Annotated in this window: 15 protein-coding genes; 12 read left to right on the top strand and 3 right to left on the bottom strand. The window is 66.6% G+C overall.

The annotated features are described in order from the left end of the window. Positions 1-32 precede the first annotated feature (32 nt). The 9 genes from bamA to AC5P5S_RS09600 all read left to right on the top strand — a co-directional run bounded on the left by bamA (position 33) and on the right by AC5P5S_RS09600 (position 12,864). Positions 33-2,396: an outer membrane protein assembly factor BamA gene (gene bamA / locus AC5P5S_RS09560; RefSeq protein ID WP_062607486.1), complete on the top strand. Its 2,364-nt coding sequence runs from the start codon at positions 33-35 to the stop codon at positions 2,394-2,396. 440 nt (positions 2,397-2,836) lie between these two features. Beyond that, positions 2,837-3,859 (top strand): UDP-3-O-(3-hydroxymyristoyl)glucosamine N-acyltransferase, encoded by a 1,023-nt coding sequence (gene lpxD, locus AC5P5S_RS09565; RefSeq protein WP_049460090.1) that lies wholly within the window; start codon positions 2,837-2,839, stop codon positions 3,857-3,859. After that, on the top strand, positions 3,856-4,314 hold the full coding sequence (gene fabZ, locus AC5P5S_RS09570) for a 3-hydroxyacyl-ACP dehydratase FabZ (protein WP_012479607.1): 459 nt from the start codon (positions 3,856-3,858) through the stop codon (positions 4,312-4,314). The genes lpxD and fabZ overlap by 4 nt, the downstream gene beginning before the upstream one ends. Before the next feature lie 16 nt (positions 4,315-4,330). Continuing rightward, complete coding sequence (gene lpxA, locus AC5P5S_RS09575) at positions 4,331-5,122, top strand: acyl-ACP--UDP-N-acetylglucosamine O-acyltransferase (RefSeq protein WP_005412736.1); 792 nt, start codon at positions 4,331-4,333, stop codon at positions 5,120-5,122. Between the two features lie 53 nt (positions 5,123-5,175). Next, positions 5,176-6,378, top strand: coding sequence for a lipid-A-disaccharide synthase (gene lpxB / locus AC5P5S_RS09580; RefSeq protein ID WP_043034888.1), 1,203 nt, complete (start codon positions 5,176-5,178; stop codon positions 6,376-6,378). Next, entirely contained in the window at positions 6,375-7,046 is a 672-nt protein-coding gene (rnhB, locus tag AC5P5S_RS09585; RefSeq protein ID WP_005412735.1) for a ribonuclease HII, read from the top strand. Before lpxB ends, rnhB begins: the two co-directional genes overlap by 4 nt. Positions 7,047-7,274: 228 nt before the next feature. Then, complete coding sequence (gene dnaE / locus AC5P5S_RS09590) at positions 7,275-10,865, top strand: DNA polymerase III subunit alpha (protein WP_043034852.1); 3,591 nt, start codon at positions 7,275-7,277, stop codon at positions 10,863-10,865. 56 nt (positions 10,866-10,921) lie between these two features. Then, complete coding sequence (locus tag AC5P5S_RS09595) at positions 10,922-11,791, top strand: hypothetical protein (protein ID WP_059033803.1); 870 nt, start codon at positions 10,922-10,924, stop codon at positions 11,789-11,791. A gap of 113 nt (positions 11,792-11,904) precedes the next feature. Then, positions 11,905-12,864: an acetyl-CoA carboxylase carboxyltransferase subunit alpha gene (locus tag AC5P5S_RS09600; RefSeq protein ID WP_005408731.1), complete on the top strand. Its 960-nt coding sequence runs from the start codon at positions 11,905-11,907 to the stop codon at positions 12,862-12,864. Positions 12,865-13,037: 173 nt separating this feature from the next. Here AC5P5S_RS09600 and AC5P5S_RS09605 read toward each other — a convergent pair whose 3' ends face one another. Further along, positions 13,038-13,493, bottom strand: a complete 456-nt coding sequence (locus AC5P5S_RS09605; RefSeq protein ID WP_005408730.1) for a CopD family protein — start codon at positions 13,491-13,493, stop codon at positions 13,038-13,040. Between the two features lie 187 nt (positions 13,494-13,680). Between AC5P5S_RS09605 and AC5P5S_RS09610 the strand changes: the two genes are divergently transcribed. Then, entirely contained in the window at positions 13,681-14,271 is a 591-nt protein-coding gene (locus AC5P5S_RS09610; protein ID WP_005408729.1) for a class I SAM-dependent DNA methyltransferase, read from the top strand. A 93-nt stretch (positions 14,272-14,364) separates the two neighbouring features. Further along, entirely contained in the window at positions 14,365-15,672 is a 1,308-nt protein-coding gene (locus tag AC5P5S_RS09615) for a polyhydroxyalkanoate depolymerase (RefSeq protein WP_005408728.1), read from the top strand. Positions 15,673-15,781: 109 nt separating this feature from the next. Here the strand turns inward: AC5P5S_RS09615 and AC5P5S_RS09620 are convergent, their stop codons facing one another. Next, positions 15,782-16,771, bottom strand: a complete 990-nt coding sequence (locus tag AC5P5S_RS09620) for a sensor domain-containing protein (protein WP_049395934.1) — start codon at positions 16,769-16,771, stop codon at positions 15,782-15,784. Beyond that, positions 16,768-17,133, bottom strand: a complete 366-nt coding sequence (locus AC5P5S_RS09625; protein ID WP_005408726.1) for a PadR family transcriptional regulator — start codon at positions 17,131-17,133, stop codon at positions 16,768-16,770. Before AC5P5S_RS09625 ends, AC5P5S_RS09620 begins: the two co-directional genes overlap by 4 nt. 136 nt (positions 17,134-17,269) lie before the next feature. On the opposite strand from AC5P5S_RS09625, the gene AC5P5S_RS09630 reads away from it, so the two are divergent. After that, positions 17,270-18,172, top strand: coding sequence for a peptidylprolyl isomerase (locus AC5P5S_RS09630; RefSeq protein WP_062607484.1), 903 nt, complete (start codon positions 17,270-17,272; stop codon positions 18,170-18,172). Positions 18,173-18,403: the final 231 nt, after the last annotated feature.

The raw sequence follows: 18,403 nt of genomic DNA on the forward strand, positions 1-18,403 counted from the left end.
CCAATGAAATCGACCTTCCTACCGGACGTGACATGACGCGACTCCCCAATCGCCGCCTGCTGGCCCTCGCCCTCGCCGCCGTCACCGGCGCTCCCACCCTGGCCCAGGCAGCCGAGCCCTTCACTGTCAGCGACATCCGCGTCGATGGCCTGCAGCGCATCAGCTCGGGCACGGTGTTCACCTACCTGCCGGTGGAACGGGGCGAGACGATCACCGACAACAAGGTCGGCGAGACCATCCGCGCGCTGTACAAGACCGGCTTCTTCGAAGACGTGCAGCTGGACCGCCAGGGCAGCATCCTGGTGGTGACCGTCAAGGAACGCCCGGCGATCAACAAGCTGACCGTGACCGGCAACAAGGACATCAAGTCCGAGCAGCTGCTCAAGGGCCTGTCCGACATCGGCCTGACCGAGGGCGGCACCTTCGACCGCCTGAGCCTGGACCGCGTGACCCAGGAACTGCGCCGCCAGTACAACGACCGCGGCAAGTACACCGTCGAGATCACCCCGACCGTGAGCCCGCTGGACCGCAACCGCGTGGACATCGCGATCGCCATCAAGGAAGGCAAGGCGGCCAGGATCCGCCACGTCAACCTGGTCGGCACCGAGAAGTTCGAGAGCAAGGACATCCTGGAGACCTGGGAGTCCAAGGAGCACAACTGGGCGTCGTGGTACCGCCGTGACGACCAGTACTCCAAGGAAAAGCTGTCCGGCGACCTGGAAAAGCTCAACTCGTGGTACCTGGACCGCGGCTACGTCGACTTCAGCATCGATTCCACCCAGGTCTCGATCAGCCCCGACAAGCGCGACATGTTCCTCACCGCGGGCGTGACCGAGGGTGCGCAGTACAAGATCTCCGAGATCAAGGTCAGCGGCGACACCATCCTTCCGCAGGAGGACGTCGAGCGCATGGTGATCCAGAAGCCGGGCGACACGTTCTCGCGTGCCCTGCTGGAATTCAGCTCGGACACCATCACCAACTCGCTGTCCAACATCGGCTACGCGTTCGCCAAGGTGAACCCGATCCCGACCACCAACCGTGCCGAACAGACGGTAGGGATCAACATGCAGGTCGTGCCCGGCCCGCGCGTGTCGGTGCGCCGCATCCTGTTCCGTGGCAATACCCGCACCTCCGACGAAGTGATGCGTCGCGAAATGCGCCAGTTCGAGAACAGCTGGTACTCGCAGGCCGCGATCGACCGCTCCAAGATCCGCCTGCAGCGCCTGGGCTACTTCGAGTCGGTGGACGTCGAGACCCCGGCCGTCAGCGGCAGCAACGACCAGGTCGACGTCGTCTACAACGTCAAGGAAACCACCTCCGGCAGCTTCGTGTTCGGCCTGGGCTATTCGCAGTCCTACGGCATGACCACCTCGGTGCAGCTGTCGCAGAACAACTTCCTCGGCGGCGGCAACCGCGTGTCGGTCGAGGCCTCGCGCAGCAGCTACCTGCAGCGCTACGGCTTCAGCTACACCAACCCGTACTTCACCGACGACGGCGTTTCGCTGGGCTACAACCTGTCCTGGCGTGAACTGGACTACTCCGACTTCAACACCGCGCAGTACAACAGCACCAATGGTTCTGCGCAGGTGGTATTCGGCGTGCCGCTGACCGAGACCGACACCGTCTCGCTGATGTTCGGCATCGACAGCAACCAGATCACGACCTACCGTGGCTCGACCCCGCCCTCGATCATCGATTACATCGATGCGGTCGGTTCGCGCACCTTCCATGCCTGGCGCACGGAACTGGGCTGGGCGCGCGACTCGCGCAACGACTACTTCATGCCGACCCGCGGCACCTACCAGCGCGTCGGCCTGGAAACCACCCTGCCGGGTTCGACCATCGAGTACTACAAGCTGAACTACCAGATCAGCAAGTACTGGCCGATCATGCCGTCGCTGGTGATCAACACCCGCGCCGAAGTGGGCTACGGCGATGCCTACGGCAAGGACTACACCCGTACGATCACCAATGCCGATGGCACCACCCGTACCGTCACCGCCAGCGGCCTGCCGTTCTTCGAGAACTTCTATGCCGGTGGTACCAACTCGGTACGCGGCTTCGAGGACAACACCCTCGGCCCGCGCGAAGCCACCGACGGTTACCCGGAAGGCCAGCCGCTGGGTGGTTCGCTGAAGACCGTCGGTTCGGTCGAAGCCTACTTCCCGCGCCTGTTCGACAGCCCGTCTGCACGCGTGTCGGCCTTCGTCGACTTCGGTAACGTCTACAACGGCACCAAGAACTTCAAGGCCAACGAACTGCGCGTCTCCACCGGTGTCGCCCTGCTGTGGCGCGCCCCGGTCGGCCCGATCTCGATCAGCTACGCGTTCCCGCTGAAGAAGGAAGACGGCGACAAGATCGAACGCCTGCAATTTACCTTCGGTGGTCAGTTCTAAGAACTGACCACCGAAGGTGCGCCGCGGCTTGCTGTGCAAGCAGCGGGTCCCGACCTACCTCCTATCCCCCGCGCCATTGGCGCGCCCCCCTTAACAGAAGGGGGGCTCTCCACCAGACGGGGCGCGAAGCGCCGGGCATTGCCCGGCGTTTTCGTTTAGTCCGGATGCGGGAAGCGCGCACCCCGCTTTTGATTTTTTCTGTTTTTCCGTGGCTGGCACTCGCGCCAGGCCGTCGGAGGTCGGACGGGGTGGGGCTGCGGGGGTGTGAGCCGCATGGATGCGGCGACCAAGGCTACATGGACGTACTTGCGCCGCCCCCCGCAGTCCCGCCCCGTCCGACCCAGCCCATGACACTGGCTCTGCCGGCCGCGAGGGGCCCTGCCGTTGGCTGCATATGCCCCCCGCATGACCGCAATGGCGTCACACGTTAAACTCCCGCCGTGAATACTCCCACCTACACCGCCCAGCAACTCGCCGAGCAGTTCGGCCTGCAGGTCCATGGCGACCCCGCCACCGCCATCCACGGCGTGGCCACCCTCGCCCACGCCGGTCCTGGCCAGCTGACCTTCCTCGCCAATCCACGCTACCGCGCCCAGCTGGCCGACAGCCAGGCCTCGCTGGTCGTGCTGCGCGCCGACGACGCCGAAGCCGCCCCCGGCGCCGCGCTCGTGGCCAAGGACCCGTACACCACCTTCGCCAAGATCGCCGCGCTGTTCGACATCGCGCCCACGCGCCCACCGGGCATCCACCCCAGCGCCGTCATCGATTCCAGCGCCCAGGTCGCCGCCAGCGCCCACATCGGCCCCTTCGTCTCCATCGGCGCGCGCAGCGTGGTCGGCGAGAACTGCATCATCGGCGCCGGCAGCGTGATCGGCGAAGACTGCAGCCTGGACAGCGGCTGCGAACTGATCGCCCGGGTCACCCTGGTCACCCGGGTCAAGCTCGGCAAGCGCGTGCGCGTGCACCCCGGTGCCGTGCTCGGTGCCGATGGCTTCGGCCTGGCGATGGACGCCGGCAAGTGGATCAAGGTGCCGCAGCTCGGCGGCGTGCGCATCGGCGACGATTGCGAAATCGGCGCCAACACCTGCGTCGACCGTGGTGCACTGGAAGACACCGTGCTGGACGAAGACGTGCGCCTGGACAACCTGGTACAGATCGCGCACAACGTGCAGATCGGCGCGCACTCGGCCATCGCCGGCTGCACCGGCATCGCCGGCAGCGCCAGGATCGGCCGCTACTGCCTGCTCGGCGGCCACGTCGGCGTGGTCGGCCACCTCGAGATCTGCGACAAGGTCGTGATCACCGGCAAGTCGGTGGTCCGCAATTCCATCCATGAGCCGGGCGAGTACTCGTCCGGCACCCCGTTGACCGACAACCGCACGTGGCGCAAGAACGCCGCGCGCTTCAAGCAGCTGGACGCATTGGCTCGCCGCGTCCTGGCTGCTGGCAAGGAGAAAGAATGAACGACACGCTGCAGCTTCCGATCGACGTCTGCCAGATCCAGGAACTGCTCCCGCACCGCTACCCGTTCCTGCTGGTGGACCGGGTGCTTGAGCTCGACATCGAGGCCAAGCGCATCCTGGCGCAGAAGAACGTCAGCATCAACGAGCCGTTCTTCCAGGGTCACTTCCCGGGCCGCCCGATCATGCCCGGCGTGCTGATCATCGAAGCGCTGGCCCAGGCCGGTGGCGTGATGACCCAGCTGACGCTTGGCCGCGATGCGCAGTCCAAGCTGTTCTACATGGTCAAGGTGGAAAACGCCCGCTTCAACAAGCAGGTCGTGCCCGGCGACGTGCTGATGCTGGATGTGCAGATGAAGCGCCTGATCCGCAACATGGGCTGGTACTACGGCGAGGCCAAGGTGAACGGTGAAGTCGTTGCCTCGGCCGAGGTCATGTGCGCCGGTGCCAAGGGCTGATCCACGGGAGGCAGCAATGACTGACAACGCACCACGGATCCACCCGACTGCCGTCATCGATCCGGCCGCGCGCCTGGCCGACGACGTCCAGGTCGGCGCGTTCACCCTGATCGGTGCCGATGTGGAAATCGGCGCCGGCACAGTGGTCGGCCCCCATTGCAGCATCCACGGCCCGACCAGGATCGGCCGTGACAACCGCTTCATCGGCCACGCCGCGATCGGTGGCGAGCCGCAGGACAAGAAGTTCGCTGGCGAACGCACCGAACTGGTGATCGGCGACCGCAACGTGTTCCGCGAGTTCGTCACCCTGAACCGTGGCACCGGCGGCGGCGGCGGCATCACCACGATCGGCAACGACAACTGGATGCTGGCCTACACGCACGTGGCGCACGACTGCCATGTCGGCAACTTCTGCGTGTTCTCCAACAACACCACCCTGGCCGGCCACGTGACCGTGGGCGACTACGTGATCATCAGCGGCTTCGCTGGTGCCCACCAGTTCTGCCGCATCGGTGCCCACGCCTTCCTCGGCATGGGCGCGCTGACCAACGGCGACGTTCCGCCGTTCACCATGGTCGGCACCGATTCGCTGGGCCGCCCGCGCGGCATCAACAGCGAAGGGCTGAAGCGTCGTGGCTTCGACGCCGAGCGGATCTCCGCCATCAAGCGCGCCTACCGCACCCTGTACGTGGCGGGCCTGCCGCTGGCCGAAGCCAAGGTGCAGCTGACCGAACAGGCACGCGACAGCGATGACGTGAAGGCCATGCTGGACTTCATCGAGCACGCTGAGAGGCCCTTGCTGCGATGAGCAGCACGACCGGCCAGGCGCCGGCCGGCGCCGCCGTGATTCCGCTGGCCTCGATGGCCGGCAGCGTCCCCGCGCAGCGGGTGCTCAGCGAGCGCCCGTTGCGGATCGCTCTGGTGGCCGGTGAGGCCTCCGGTGATCTGCTGGGTGCGGGCCTGGTGCGCGAGCTGAAGGCACGCTTTCCGAATGCCGAATTCGCCGGCATCGGTGGCGATGCCATGCGCAGCGCCGGCTGCCTGACCTGGCACGATGCCAGCGAGCTGGCGGTGATGGGACTGACCGAAGTGCTGCGCCACCTGCCACGCCTGCTGAAACTGCGTTCCGCGTTCCGCCAGCGTGCACTGGAATGGCAGCCGGACGTGTTCATCGGCATCGACGCGCCCGACTTCAACCTGGGCATCGAACGCTGGCTGAAGCAGCGCGGCGTGCGCACCGTGCACTACGTCAGCCCCTCGGTCTGGGCCTGGCGCGAGAAGCGCGCCGAGAAGATCGGCAGCAGTGCCGACCTGGTGCTGTGCCTGTTCCCGATGGAACCCCCGATCTATGCCAGGCACGGCATCGACGCGCGCTTCGTTGGCCATCCGATGGCCGATGACATCCCCCTGCAGGGCAACCGCGAGGAAGCGCGCGCCGCGCTTGGCCTGCCGACCTCGGCCAAGGTGCTGGCAGTGCTGCCAGGCAGCCGCCTGGGCGAAATCTCGCGCCTCGGTGAACCGTTCTTCGAGGCCGCCTGGCAGGTCTCCGAGCGCATCCCCGGCCTGCACGTGGTAGTGCCTGCCGCCAACCCGGCCTGCAAGCGCCTGATCGAAGAACAGCTGTCACGCTCGGCGCTGCCGGTAGCCTTCTCGCATGTACTCGACGGTGAGGCGCGAAACGCGATGATCGCCGCCGATGTGGTGGTGCTGGCCTCGGGTACCGCGACGCTGGAGGCGATGCTGGTCAAGCGGCCGATGGTGGTCGGTTACCGCGTCAACGAGCTGACCTACCGCCTGGTCAAGGCGCTGGGCCTGATCAAGGTCGACCGCTTTGCCCTGCCCAACATCCTGGCGGGCCAGGACCTGGCACCGGAACTGATGCAGCACGACTGCACGCCGGACAAGCTGGCGGCGGCCATCCAGCAATGGTTCGACCACCCGCAGCGGGTGACCGACCTGCAGGACACCTATGCCCGCCTGCATCAACGACTGCGCCGCAATGCCTCGGCCCGCGCGGCCGACGCTGTGGGCGAGCTGTTGATGCGCGACCAGGCCCAGGCATGAGCCGCCGCCACGCCGCAGCGGCCAGCCTGGCCCTGTTCGACGGTGCTGCCGTGGTCGAGCCGGAGCGTCTGGTCGCCGGCGTCGACGAAGCCGGCCGCGGTCCGCTGGCCGGACCGGTCGCGGTGGCGGCGGTGGTGTTCGACCCGGCACGGCCACGCATCAACGGCCTGGACGATTCCAAGCAACTCACCGCAGCCCGCCGCGAGCAACTGCATGACCGCATCATCGAACGTGCCCTGGCCTGGCACGTGGTGCTGGTGGACGTGGACACCATCGACCGCCTGAACATCTACCAGGCCACCCTGCAGGGCATGCGTGACGTCGTTGCAGCGGTCGCCCACGTGGCCGGCTTCGCCCGCATCGACGGCAACGTGGTGCCCAAGGGCCTGGTACTGCCGGCGCAGGCACTGGTCGGCGGTGATGGCATCGACCGCGCGATCATGGCCGCCTCGATCCTGGCCAAGGTCTCGCGCGACCGCTACATGCAGGACGTGCATGCCCGCCACCCGCAATACGGCTTCGAGCAGCACAAGGGCTACGGCACCCCGGCCCATCTGGCCGCCCTGCGCGAGCACGGCCCCTGCATGGAGCACCGGCGCAGCTTCGCCCCGGTGCGCGAGTGCCTGGAAAACCCGGCAGCTGTGACCGCAGACATCGCAATCGCCTGAATCGCCTGAACGGTCGCTGCACCCGGCTGCGAAAGCAGGGTCAGGCGGGGCCCGCGGTTCGCCTGCGAACCGTGGGGAGCGATAGCGCGGATGCGATATCGCATGCCGTCAAGAGCTTGTCGCGCCCTCCAGCCCTCGCTACCCTGACCGGGCACTCCAGCGCTTCCCGACCCCGGCGACGATTCCCCCGTCAGCACCCGGGGCCCGCGCGCTCCAACCTGGTCCGGCATGTCCAACTCCCGCTTCGTACATCTCCACGTCCACACCGAGTTCTCGCTGGCGGACTCCACCATCCGTGTGCCGGCCAAGCCGGACCAGGCGGACCCGAAGAAGGCCAAGCAGGCCAACCTGCTGTCACGCTCGGTCGAACTCGGCCTGCCCGCGCTGGCGGTGACCGACCTCAACAACCTGTTCGCCCTGGTCAAGTTCTACAAGGCGGCCGAAGGCGTGGGCATCAAGCCTATCGCCGGCGCCGACGTGCTGATCGCCGAGGAAGGGCAGGATCCGTGGCGGATGACCCTGCTGTGCCGCGACCGCGAGGGCTACCTGAGCCTGTCGCGGCTGCTGACCCGCGCGTGGATGGAAGGCCATCGCCCCGAAGGCGGCGTGGCCATTCATCCGGACTGGCTGAAGGCCGGCAACGCCAACCTGTTCGCGCTGGCCGGCCGGCAGAGCCTGGCCGGGCGCCTGGCGCTGGACGGCAAGCATGAACTGGCCGAGCAGCAGCTGGCCGATTGGCAGCGCGTGTTCGGCGATGGCCTGCACCTGGAGCTGACCCGCACCGGCCGCGAGGGCGAGGAAACCTTCAACCAGTTCGCGCTGATGGCCGCCGGCCAGCGTGGCCTGCCGGTGGTGGCCAGCAATGATGTGCGCTTCCTGGCGCCCACCGATTTCAGCGCGCACGAAGCGCGCGTGTGCATTTCCACCGGCCGCGTACTGGACGACCCCAAGCGCCCGCGCGAGTACAGCGACCAGCAGTACCTGAAATCGGCCGAAGAGATGTGTGCGCTGTTCGCCGACATTCCCGATGCCATCGACAACACGCTGGCGCTGGCCGAGCGCTGCAACATCGAGATGCGGCTGGGCACCTACTTCCTGCCCAATTACCCGGTGCCCGACGACGAGACCCTGGACACCTGGATCCAGAAGATGTCGCGCGACGGCCTGGAAGAGCGCCTGGAGAAGAATCCGCTGGCGCCGGGCAAGACCCGCGAAGATTATTTCGAGCGCCTGGAGTTCGAGCTCAACACCATCATCAAGATGGGTTTCCCCGGCTACTTCCTGATCGTGGCCGACTTCATCCAGTGGGGCAAGAACCAGGGCATCCCGATCGGCCCTGGCCGTGGTTCGGGTGCCGGTTCGCTGGTGGCGTGGGCGCTGAAGATCACCGATCTGGACCCACTGCCGTACAACCTGCTGTTCGAGCGCTTCCTGAACCCGGAACGCGTGTCGATGCCCGACTTCGACATCGACTTCTGCATGGACCGCCGCGACGAGGTGATCGACTACGTCGCGCGCAAGTACGGGCGCGAGCGCGTCAGCCAGATCATCACCTACGGCACCATGGCCGCCAAGGCGGTGGTGCGCGACTCCGGCCGCGTGCTCGGCTTCCCGTACGGCCTGGTCGACGGTGTTTCCAAGCTGATCCCGAACATCCTCGGCATCCACCTGAAGGATGCACTGGGCAAGGGCAAGGAAGGCCCCAGCTCGGAAATGGCGTCGCCGGAACTGATCCAGCGCTACGAGACCGAGGACGATGTCCGCGACCTGATCGACCTGGCGCTGCAGCTGGAAGACCTGACCCGCAACGCCGGCAAGCACGCCGGTGGCGTGGTGATCGGGCCCGAACCGCTGAGCGAGTTCTGCCCGCTGTACGCCGAACACGACGAGAACGGTCTCGGCAAGAACCCGGTCACCCAGTTCGACAAGAACGACGTGGAAGAAGTGGGCCTGGTGAAGTTCGACTTCCTCGGCCTGCGCACGCTGACCATCATCGACTGGGCGGTGAAGGCGATCAACAAGCGCCATGAGCGCGCCGGCATTCCGCCGGTGGACATCGCCGCGATTCCGCTGGACGACACGCCCACCTACAAGGACATCTTCGCCAACGGCAATACGGGCGCAGTGTTCCAGTTCGAATCCTCGGGCATGCGCCGCCTGCTGAAGGACGCGCGCCCCGACCGTTTCGAAGACCTGATCGCGCTGGTGTCGCTGTACCGCCCCGGCCCGATGGACCTGATTCCCTCCTTCAATGCGCGTAAGCACGGCCAGGAAGAAATCATCTATCCCGATCCGCGCACCGAAGCGATCCTGAAAGACACCTACGGCATCATGGTGTACCAGGAGCAGGTGATGCAGATGGCGCAGATCGTCGGCGGCTACTCGCTGGGCGGCGCCGACCTGCTGCGCCGTGCGATGGGCAAGAAGGTGCCGGCCGAAATGGCCAAGCACCGCGAGATCTTCCGCGAAGGCGCGGCCAAGGACGGCGTGGACGAAGCCAAGGCCGACGCGATCTTCGACCTGATGGAGAAGTTCGCCGGCTACGGCTTCAACAAGTCGCACGCCGCCGCCTACGCGCTGGTCAGTTACCAGACCGCATGGCTGAAACGCCATTACCCGGCCGAGTTCATGGCGGCCACGCTGTCGTCCGATCTGGACAACACCGACAAGGTGGTCGGCTTCCTCGACGAGGTGCGCAACCTCGGCCTGACCGTGCTGCCGCCCAAGGTGAACCAGTCGGCCTTCATGTTCGAAGCGGTGACCCCGGACACCATCCAGTACGGCCTCGGTGCGATCAAGGGCGTCGGCCAGGGTGCCTGCGAGGCGGTGGTCGAGGAGCGACTGAAGGGCGGCCCGTTCAAGGACCTGCTCGACTTCTGCACCCGCGTCGGCTCGGCCAAGCTCAACCGGCGCACGCTGGAAGCGATGATCAACTGTGGTGCGTTGGACGAGCTCGGCCGCAACCGTGCCTCGCTGATGCTGCAGCTGCCGGAGGTGATCAAGGCTACCGACCAGATGGCCCGCGAGCGCGCTTCGGGACAGAACTCGCTGTTCGGTGGCCCGGACCCGAGCGCGACCACGATCCAGCTGGACCTGCCCGAAGCCGAAGAATGGCCGCTGCTGCAGCGCCTCAACGGCGAGCGCGACACGCTGGGCTTCTATCTCAGTGGCCACCCGTTCGATCCATGGCGCGACGATGTACGCGATCTGGTCGGCAACGACCTGGGTTCGGTGGAGAAGATCTGGAGCGCCAACAGCGGTGGCGGCGGCGGCGGCGAAAAGCGCTGGCGCCCGGAAGTACAGACCGTGCTGGCCGGCCAGGTGGTCGGTGTGCGTCGCAAGGGCGAGAGCCAGATCTTCATCCAGCTGGAAGATGGCCGCGGCCGCGTCGAGTGCAGCGCGTTCTCCGACGCGATGGCCGAGTTCGGGCACCTGATGACCAAGGACCGCATCCTGGTGGTCAAGGGCGGCTTGCGCGAGGACGAGTTCAACGGCGGCTACGCACTGCGCATCCGCCAGTGCTGGGACTTCGACGAAGTCTGCGCCAACTACGCCACGCGACTGTCGCTGCGCCTGGACCTGCGCCAGCAGCGTCCGGTCTGGGAGCGCATCGATGCGCTGCTCGACCGCCATCGCCCGGGGCGCACACCGCTGCGCCTGGACCTGCTGCTGAAGGGCCCGCACGGCGGCGTCGCCGGCATGCTCGATGTGTCCGGGCAGAGCGCGGTGCGCATCGATTCCAAGTTGATGGAGGCGCTGCGCGCCGACCCCGCCGTGCGCACGCTGAAAGTGCGCTACAGCCCACCGTGGGCCAGCTGAGGTCGGCTCCTCCGTATTCCTGTTTTTCCCGTTCCAGTCATCAAGGACGATTGCCAATGAAGACCCTGCTGTTCCCGTTCGCCGCCGCGCTGGCCCTGGCCGCCTGCTCGCCCTCGAAGGTCGAGTTCCAGATCGACAACCCGACCGATGCGCCGCTGGCCCTGAGCATCGATGGCAAGGACCTGCCGGTGGCCGCACAGGGCTCGCGCCCGATCTCGCTCGCTGTCGGTGAGCACCGCCTGCACACCGACAAACTGGGCGACGTGCGCTTCATCGTCTACGTCGATGGCCGTGGCGGCCTGATCAACCCGACCCTGAGCGAGTACGTGATCGCCCGCGAGGTCTATGTCACCGACGAGAGCAAGCTGAAGAACTTCGGCGTCGGCAACAAGGGCATCGAACTTGGCGGGGTCGACTTCGAAGGCCCGTTCGAAAAGAGCCACGACCTGTTCATCGACAAAACCTGGACCTACGGCGTGCGCGAGCCCTTCCCGAAGGAAAAGGTGGTGGCCCACGTCGACGCCAGCGGTGGCCAGATCGTGGCCAAGGTGTTCACCGCGCCAGACTTCATCGCTTACGTGGAAGAAGGCATGGGCGAGCCCGGCGCGTTCAAGCGCGAGCAGCCGGCCGGCTACGTGGCCCCGGCGTTCAGCCTGGAACCGGCCCCGGCCAGCCTGCCGGCGCTGGTGCCGGCCTTCGAGGCCCACGCCGCGCCGCTGCGCGAGGTCTATGCGCGCTGGCTGAAGGCTACCACCGCCGATGAACAGAAGGCGCTGCGCAAGCAGGACTTCGCCGCGCAGATGGCCTTCACCTCGGCCACCGCCACGCTGGGCAGCGGGCTGGGCCGTGACGCCAACGAGGCCTACAACGACTTCGTTTCCCAGCGCAGCCAGCTGATGGGCCGCAGCGCCCTGGTGGTGCCCTGAGCTGACTGGCGCGCCCCGCCCGGCTGCGCTACCGTCGCCTTCCAGACGAAGGCGTACGGGTGGTTTGCGCGCATTCGGCTAGAATTCCCCTCTTCTTTACACGACGGCTTCCGATGAATCCGAACTACCTCGACTTCGAGCAACCCATCGCCGACCTGGAAGCCAAGATCCAGGAACTGCGCAACGCCAGTGCCGGGCCGGCGGTCAATGTCGAGGCGGAAGTGCACGCGCTGCAGGACAAGCTGCGCATGCGCACCGCGCAGATCTTCCGCAACCTGACCTCGTGGCAGGTGCTGCAGCTGGCACGTCATCCGTCGCGCCCTTACACCGCCGACTACCTCCGCGTCATGTTCGATGAGTTCCAGGAGCTGGCCGGCGACCGTGCCTTCGCCGACGACAAGGCGATCATGGGTGGCCTGGCCCGCATCAACGGCCGTGCAGTGATGGTGATCGGCCACCAGAAGGGCCGTGACACCAAGGAGAAGATCAAGCGCAACTTCGGCATGCCCAAGCCGGAGGGCTACCGCAAGGCCCTGCGCCTGATGAAGATGGCCGAGCGCTTCGGCCTGCCGGTGCTGACCCTGATCGACACCGCTGGCGCCTGGCCGGGCATCGACGCCGAATCGCGCGGCCAGTCCGAAGCGATCGCGCGCAACCTGATCGAGATGGCCGAACTGAAGGTGCCGATCATCTGCACCGTGATCGGCGAAGGCGGCTCCGGCGGCGCGCTGGCGCTGGGCGTGGGCGACCGCACCGTGATGCTGGAATACGCGGTGTACTCGACCATCACCCCGGAAGGCTGCGCCTCGATCCTGTGGAAGGACGCCGGCAAGGCCAAGGACGCGGCCGAACAGCTGGGCCTGACCGCCCCGCGCCTGAAGAGCCTGGGCCTGGTCGACAAGGTCGTACGCGAGCCCACCGGCGGCGCCCACCGCAACCCGACGCAGATGGCCAAGCGCCTGAAGGCGGTGCTGCTGAACGAACTGGACGCGCTGGACAAGCTGTCCACCGAACAGCTGCTGGAACAGCGCTACGCGCGCCTGCGCAGCTACGGCACGTACGAAGCAGCCTGACGTAGTGCCGGCCGCTGGCCAGCATGCAGGTAGGCCTGGTAGTGCCGGCCGCTGGCCGGCAACACGCAGGTGATTGCAGAAACGAAAGCGCCGGGCATTTGCCCGGCGCTTTCGTTTGCGCCCTGACGGCATCCACGCATGGCGTGGATCTACCGGGTGCAGATGACCCCGCCTCAGAACGGCTTGGCCAGCACCAGCCATACGATCGGAATGAAGGCCAGCAGCGGGATCTCGTTGATCCAGCGCAGCGCGCGCGACGACGGCAGCGCCCTGCCCTTGGCCACGCCCTTGAGCAGGCGGCCGATCCAGCCGAAGTACACCAGCAGCAGCACCACCAGTCCCAGCTTGGCATGCAGCCAGCCGGCGCCACCAGGCGCGACCATGGTCGGGAAATCGGGGATGACCTTGTAGCCCAGCCACAGCACCAGGCCCAGCAGGAATGCCAGGCCGAACATCGAGTGGCCGAAGCGGTACAGGCGCAGGCCCATCAGCTGCAGGCGCTCGGTCACCGCCGGCTGGCCCGCAGTCTCGGCCAGGTTCACCAGGATGCGCGGCAGGTAGAACACCGTGGCCATCCACGCCACCACGAACACGATGTGGAAAGTCTTGACCCAGTAGTAGCTCTGCATGCGCTCGCTCCGGCGGCTGGCGTAGATGGGTACCCATTGTCGCAGTAGAGCCATCCCATGGGTGGCTGCCGCGTCCAATCGCCGCAGCATGGCAGACACCCATGGCGTGGCTCTACTGCAGGTCCGCCACACCCGGGGGCGCAACACCGTACGATAGGCGCCGTTTTCCCCGATCGCGCACCGCCCCATGGACAAGACCTACGACGCCGCCTATTTCCAACGCTGGTACCGCCGTGCCGACATCGGCGGCAGCGCCCGCCTGGCGCGAAAGGTCGCCCTGGCCGTGGCCAGTGCCGAGTACTACCTGGAACGACCGATCCGCAGCGTGCTGGACATCGGCTGCGGCGAAGGCGCCTGGCGCGCACCGCTGCTGAAGCTGCGTCCGAAGGTCGAATACCTCGGCTTCGACAGCAGCGAGTACGCTGTGCGCCGCTACGGCAGGACCCGCAACCTGCACATGGCCCGCTTCGGCGATTTCGCCTGGCTGCGGCCCTGTGCCCCGGTCGACCTGCTGGTCTGCTCGGACGTGATGCACTACGTGCCCGACCGCGAGCTGCGCGCCGGACTGGCCGGCGTGGCAGAGCTGACGGGCGGCGTGGCCTTCCTGGAGACCTTCGCCGCCGAGGACGCGTTCGAAGGCGACCACGACGGCTTCCAGGCGCGCCCAGCGCGTTGGTACCGCCGCACGCTGGCCCGGCATGGCCTGCAGCCGGTGGGGTCGCACTGCTGGCTCGGCCCCGCCCTGGCAGGCGATGCGGCCGCGCTGGAACGGATGTGAATCCAGATTCATTATTTTCAGCCGACTTAACCTGCGGGACACCCGGATGGGATATGCTGCGCGGCAACATATGACCATACATATTCGGTCGTCATGCTCTATCAACTGCACGAACTGACCCGCAACCTGCTCGCCCCCTGGGTGCACCAGGCCCAGGCCAACGCCAGGTTCTTCGCCAACCAGGGCCACTGGTGGTCGCAGATGCCCGGCGCTGATCGCCTGGCGGCGGTCAATGAACTCTTCCACCGCATCGGCAAGGATTACGAGAAGCCCGAGTGGGGCATCAACGAAATCGACGTCGATGGCGAACGCGTGCCGATCGTCGTGCACGAAGAAGTAAGCAAGCCGTTCTGCAAGCTGCTGCGCTTCAAGCGCCACAGCAATGAAGCCGACCAGCTGCACACCATGCTCAACCAGCCGTTCGTGCTGGTGGTAGCGCCGCTGTCAGGCCACCATGCCACGCTGCTGCGCGATACCGTGCGCACGCTGCTGCGCGACCACCGCGTGTACGTCACCGACTGGGTGGACGCGCGCATGGTGCCGGCCAGCGAAGGCGAATTCGGCCTGGACGACTACATCGCCTACATCCAGGAATTCATCCGCCACCTCGGCGTGGAGCGCCTGCACGTGGTGAGCGTGTGCCAGCCGACCGTACCGGTGCTGGCCGCGGTTTCGCTGATGGCCAGCCGTGGCGAACCGACGCCGCGCACGCTGGTGATGATGGGTGGCCCGATCGATGCGCGATGCAGCCCGACCGCAGTGAACAACCTGGCCACGCAGAACCCGCTGTCGTGGTTCGAGAACAACGTCATCCACACCGTGCCGGCCAGCTATCCCGGCGCCGGTCGCCGCGTGTACCCGGGCTTCCTGCAGCACGCCGGCTTCCTGTCGATGAACCCGAGCCGCCACTTCAGTTCGCACTGGGATTTCTATACCGACCTGGTCAAGGGCGACCTGGAAGACGCCGACGCGCACCGTCGTTTCTACGACGAGTACAACGCGGTGCTCGACATGCCGGCCAGGTACTACCTGGATACGATCCGCGTGGTGTTCCAGGACTTCCTGCTGCCGCGTGGTGAGTGGGTGGTCAACGGCGAGAAGGTCGATCCGTCGGCGATCCGCGATACCGCGCTGCTGAGCATCGAGGGCGAGCTGGACGATATCGCCGGCCTCGGCCAGACCGAAGCCGCACAGGCGCTGTGCACCGGCATCACTGCGGACCGCCGTGAGCATTTCATCGTCGAAGGTGCCGGCCACTACGGCATCTTCAGCGGCCGTCGCTGGCGCGAAGTGGTGTATCCGAAGGTGCGCGACTTCTTCGCCGCGCATGCCGAAGCACCGGCGGCGAAGGCCACGAAGAAGAAGAGCAACGTCACCCCGTTGCGGCGAAAGGCGGGCTGATTCCCGGCAGGGGTCGGATCCCTTTCCAGCGGAAAGGGCTCTGACCCCAGCATGATGGGATCCGGGGTCAGAGCCCTGTTCTGCGAACAGGGATCCGACCCCTGGCCTGTTACAACCGCACCAGCAGGTTCTTGGCAATCAGCCCGTGCAGCTTGCCGATGCCGCGTGCCAGATGCATCGTCAGCAGTAGCAGCAGCGCGCCCGCCGCAGCAACCGTGATCGCCACCAGCGGCGATGCAGCCATCGGCAGTACGTTCACGCCATCGACGTACACGCCCGGAATGTCGCCACTGAAGATCGCCGCGACCGGCGCCCAGATCAGGCTCAGCGACAGCGACAGCAGCGTCACCGCGAGGGTGAAGTAGATGACGCCCAGCGGCAGCATCAGCACGAAGTACAGCAGGGTCAGCCAGGTGCGGCCATCGGTGAACATGTCGCCGATGCGCTGCAGCCAGGTGCGGCTGCGATCGGTGTAACGCGGACGGCGCGGCATGCGCTCGCCCAGCAGCGCTTCCACCAGCCGCCCTTCCAGCAGCGCCAGCCCGCGCACCGAGCCGAAGAACAGCACGGTCAGCGGAATGCCCACGATCAGGATCAGCAGGCCCAGCGACAGCGACAGGCCGGTCACCACCCAGGTGAAGAAGAAGATGCCGGTAGCCAGCGACAGCAGCATGTAGAACAGCGCACCGTAGGTGTGCGGATCGGTCACCACACCGAAGAAGCGCGCCAGCAGCGAGCGCTGCACTGGCGCCGGCGGCGGTGCGGCCGGCTCGACGCCACTGGCTTCCGCCGCCGCGCGCAGCACCGGCGCGGTATCTGCACGTGGCGTACGCAGCGCGCGGTTCACCGTCACTTCGGTCTCGCGATAGATCTCGGCCACTTCGTCCGGGGCGCCATAGCTGCCAGCGACGTCGGCGATCACCTCGGCCTCGCTGCGGCCGGGCTGCGCCGCCAGCTCCGAGCGCAGGTATTCCTCGGCGTCGTACAGCGCGTCCTGCACCATCGCCGGGTCGGCACCTTCCAGCGCCACACGCAGCTGCGCCAGGTACTGCGGGATGGTCGTGGGCAGGGCTCGGCCTGCCAGGCTCGGGTCGTTCATTGCGGTACCCCCTCCAACACGGAATCGACGGAATCGCGGGTGGCCTGCCAGGCGTGGCGCCACTGCGCCAGCACCTCGCGGCCACGTTCATTGATGCGGTAGTAGCGCCGCGGCGGACCGCTGCTGGACGGCTCCACGTGGCTTTCCAGCAGACCGGCAGCCTCCAGGTTGCGCAGCACCGGGTACAGCGCGCTCTGCTTGCCGCTCAGCACGCCCTCGCCCACCCGCTCCAGCTCCTTGGCAATGAGGTAGCCGTACAGCGGCTCCCCGGCCCGGGCCAGCACCGCCAGCAGGGCCAGCGACACCGTTCCGGCGCTGAGCTCCTTCTGGAACTTCTTCAGCTGGACATCGTCCTCGGACATGACCGGCCCTCCACTACGTTGAAGTCCACAGTAGTGCGAAGTTCGGTATAGCGAATGTGTCGTTAGTCATCGTGCCGGTTGGCGTGGCCGGGCTGCTCGCGCAGAATCGAAGCCTCGTTCACGTTCCGGGGATCCCATGCCGCACCTTCGTCGCCTTGCCCTGACCGCCATCGCCCTGTCCTGCCTGCTGCCCGCCATGGCCAGTTCGGCCACGCCCTACCGCAGCCCGCAGCAGATCCTCGACGCATCGGCGGCCAGCGAATGGCGCACCCCGGACCCGGCCAACCTGCTGTACATGGACCTGCCGGCCGGTCGGGTCATCATCGAGCTGGCGCCGCAGTTCGCCCCGCGCCATGTCGCCAACATCCAGACCTTCGCCCATGAGCACTTCTGGGACGGCACCAGCATCTACCGCTCACAGGACAACTTCGTGGTGCAGTTCGGCGATGCAGACGCCGATGACGCAGCCAAGGCCAAGCCGTTCGGCAGCGCCGCGCGCAAGCTGCCGGCCGAGTTCGAACGCGCCAGCGCCGGCCTGAAGGTCAGCGTGCTGCCGGATCGCGATGGCTGGGCCGCGCAGACCGGTTTCGTCGACGGCTTCCCGGTGGGCCAGGACCCGCAGGCCGGCAAGACCTGGCTGGCGCACTGCTACGGCATGCTCGGTGCCGGCCGCAGCAACGAGGAAGACAGCAGCATCGGCGCCGAACTGTACGTGGTGACCGGCCAGTCACCGCGCCAGTTGGACCGCAACATCACGCTGGTCGGTCGCGTGCTGAAGGGCATGGAACTGCTCAGCGCAACGCCGCGCGGACCGGCACCGATGGGCTTCTACACCGACCCGAAGCTGCGTACGCCGATCGTGTCGATCCGCCGCGCCAGCGACGTGCCAGCGGCCGAGCGCACGCCGATCCAGGTGCTGCGTACCGATTCGAAGACCTTCGCCGATACGGTGGAGGCACGGCGTAATCGCGTGGATGATTTCTACAAGCGCCCGGCGGGGCATATCGATCTCTGCAATATTCCGGTGCCGGTGCGCTGATGGTTTCCTGCGCGTGACGCGTGCTGAAGGTGCTTCACTGTTCATGGGCGTCACTTTTCTTTTCGCGCGAAAAGAAAAGTAACCAAAAGAAACGCGCCGCCAGGTCGCGAGCCGCCGTGCTTCGCACGTCGGTCCCCTGCGCTTCTCGGTGAATCAGGGGACGGTGCCGAACTCGCTGCGCTCAGACATCGGCACCTCTTCGCCCCTGATTCCCCTGCGATGCTCGGCTCA

This window comes from Stenotrophomonas sp. YJH_SMC_54 (genome assembly GCF_059368435.1).

What these genes read in the sequence shown, in the direction of transcription:
- AC5P5S_RS09610 (WP_005408729.1), top strand. Translation starts at nt 13,681, where the DNA reads ATGGACAAGACCTACGACGCCGCCTATTTCCAACGCTGGTACCGCCGT.
- bamA (WP_062607486.1), top strand. Translation starts at nt 33, where the DNA reads ATGACGCGACTCCCCAATCGCCGCCTGCTGGCCCTCGCCCTCGCCGCC.
- fabZ (WP_012479607.1), top strand. Translation starts at nt 3,856, where the DNA reads ATGAACGACACGCTGCAGCTTCCGATCGACGTCTGCCAGATCCAGGAA.
- rnhB (WP_005412735.1), top strand. Translation starts at nt 6,375, where the DNA reads ATGAGCCGCCGCCACGCCGCAGCGGCCAGCCTGGCCCTGTTCGACGGT.
- AC5P5S_RS09605 (WP_005408730.1), bottom strand. Translation starts at nt 13,493, where the DNA reads ATGCAGAGCTACTACTGGGTCAAGACTTTCCACATCGTGTTCGTGGTG.
- AC5P5S_RS09600 (WP_005408731.1), top strand. Translation starts at nt 11,905, where the DNA reads ATGAATCCGAACTACCTCGACTTCGAGCAACCCATCGCCGACCTGGAA.
- AC5P5S_RS09620 (WP_049395934.1), bottom strand. Translation starts at nt 16,771, where the DNA reads ATGAACGACCCGAGCCTGGCAGGCCGAGCCCTGCCCACGACCATCCCG.
- AC5P5S_RS09615 (WP_005408728.1), top strand. Translation starts at nt 14,365, where the DNA reads ATGCTCTATCAACTGCACGAACTGACCCGCAACCTGCTCGCCCCCTGG.
- AC5P5S_RS09595 (WP_059033803.1), top strand. Translation starts at nt 10,922, where the DNA reads ATGAAGACCCTGCTGTTCCCGTTCGCCGCCGCGCTGGCCCTGGCCGCC.
- lpxB (WP_043034888.1), top strand. Translation starts at nt 5,176, where the DNA reads ATGGCCGGCAGCGTCCCCGCGCAGCGGGTGCTCAGCGAGCGCCCGTTG.
- AC5P5S_RS09625 (WP_005408726.1), bottom strand. Translation starts at nt 17,133, where the DNA reads ATGTCCGAGGACGATGTCCAGCTGAAGAAGTTCCAGAAGGAGCTCAGC.
- dnaE (WP_043034852.1), top strand. Translation starts at nt 7,275, where the DNA reads ATGTCCAACTCCCGCTTCGTACATCTCCACGTCCACACCGAGTTCTCG.
- AC5P5S_RS09630 (WP_062607484.1), top strand. Translation starts at nt 17,270, where the DNA reads ATGCCGCACCTTCGTCGCCTTGCCCTGACCGCCATCGCCCTGTCCTGC.
- lpxA (WP_005412736.1), top strand. Translation starts at nt 4,331, where the DNA reads ATGACTGACAACGCACCACGGATCCACCCGACTGCCGTCATCGATCCG.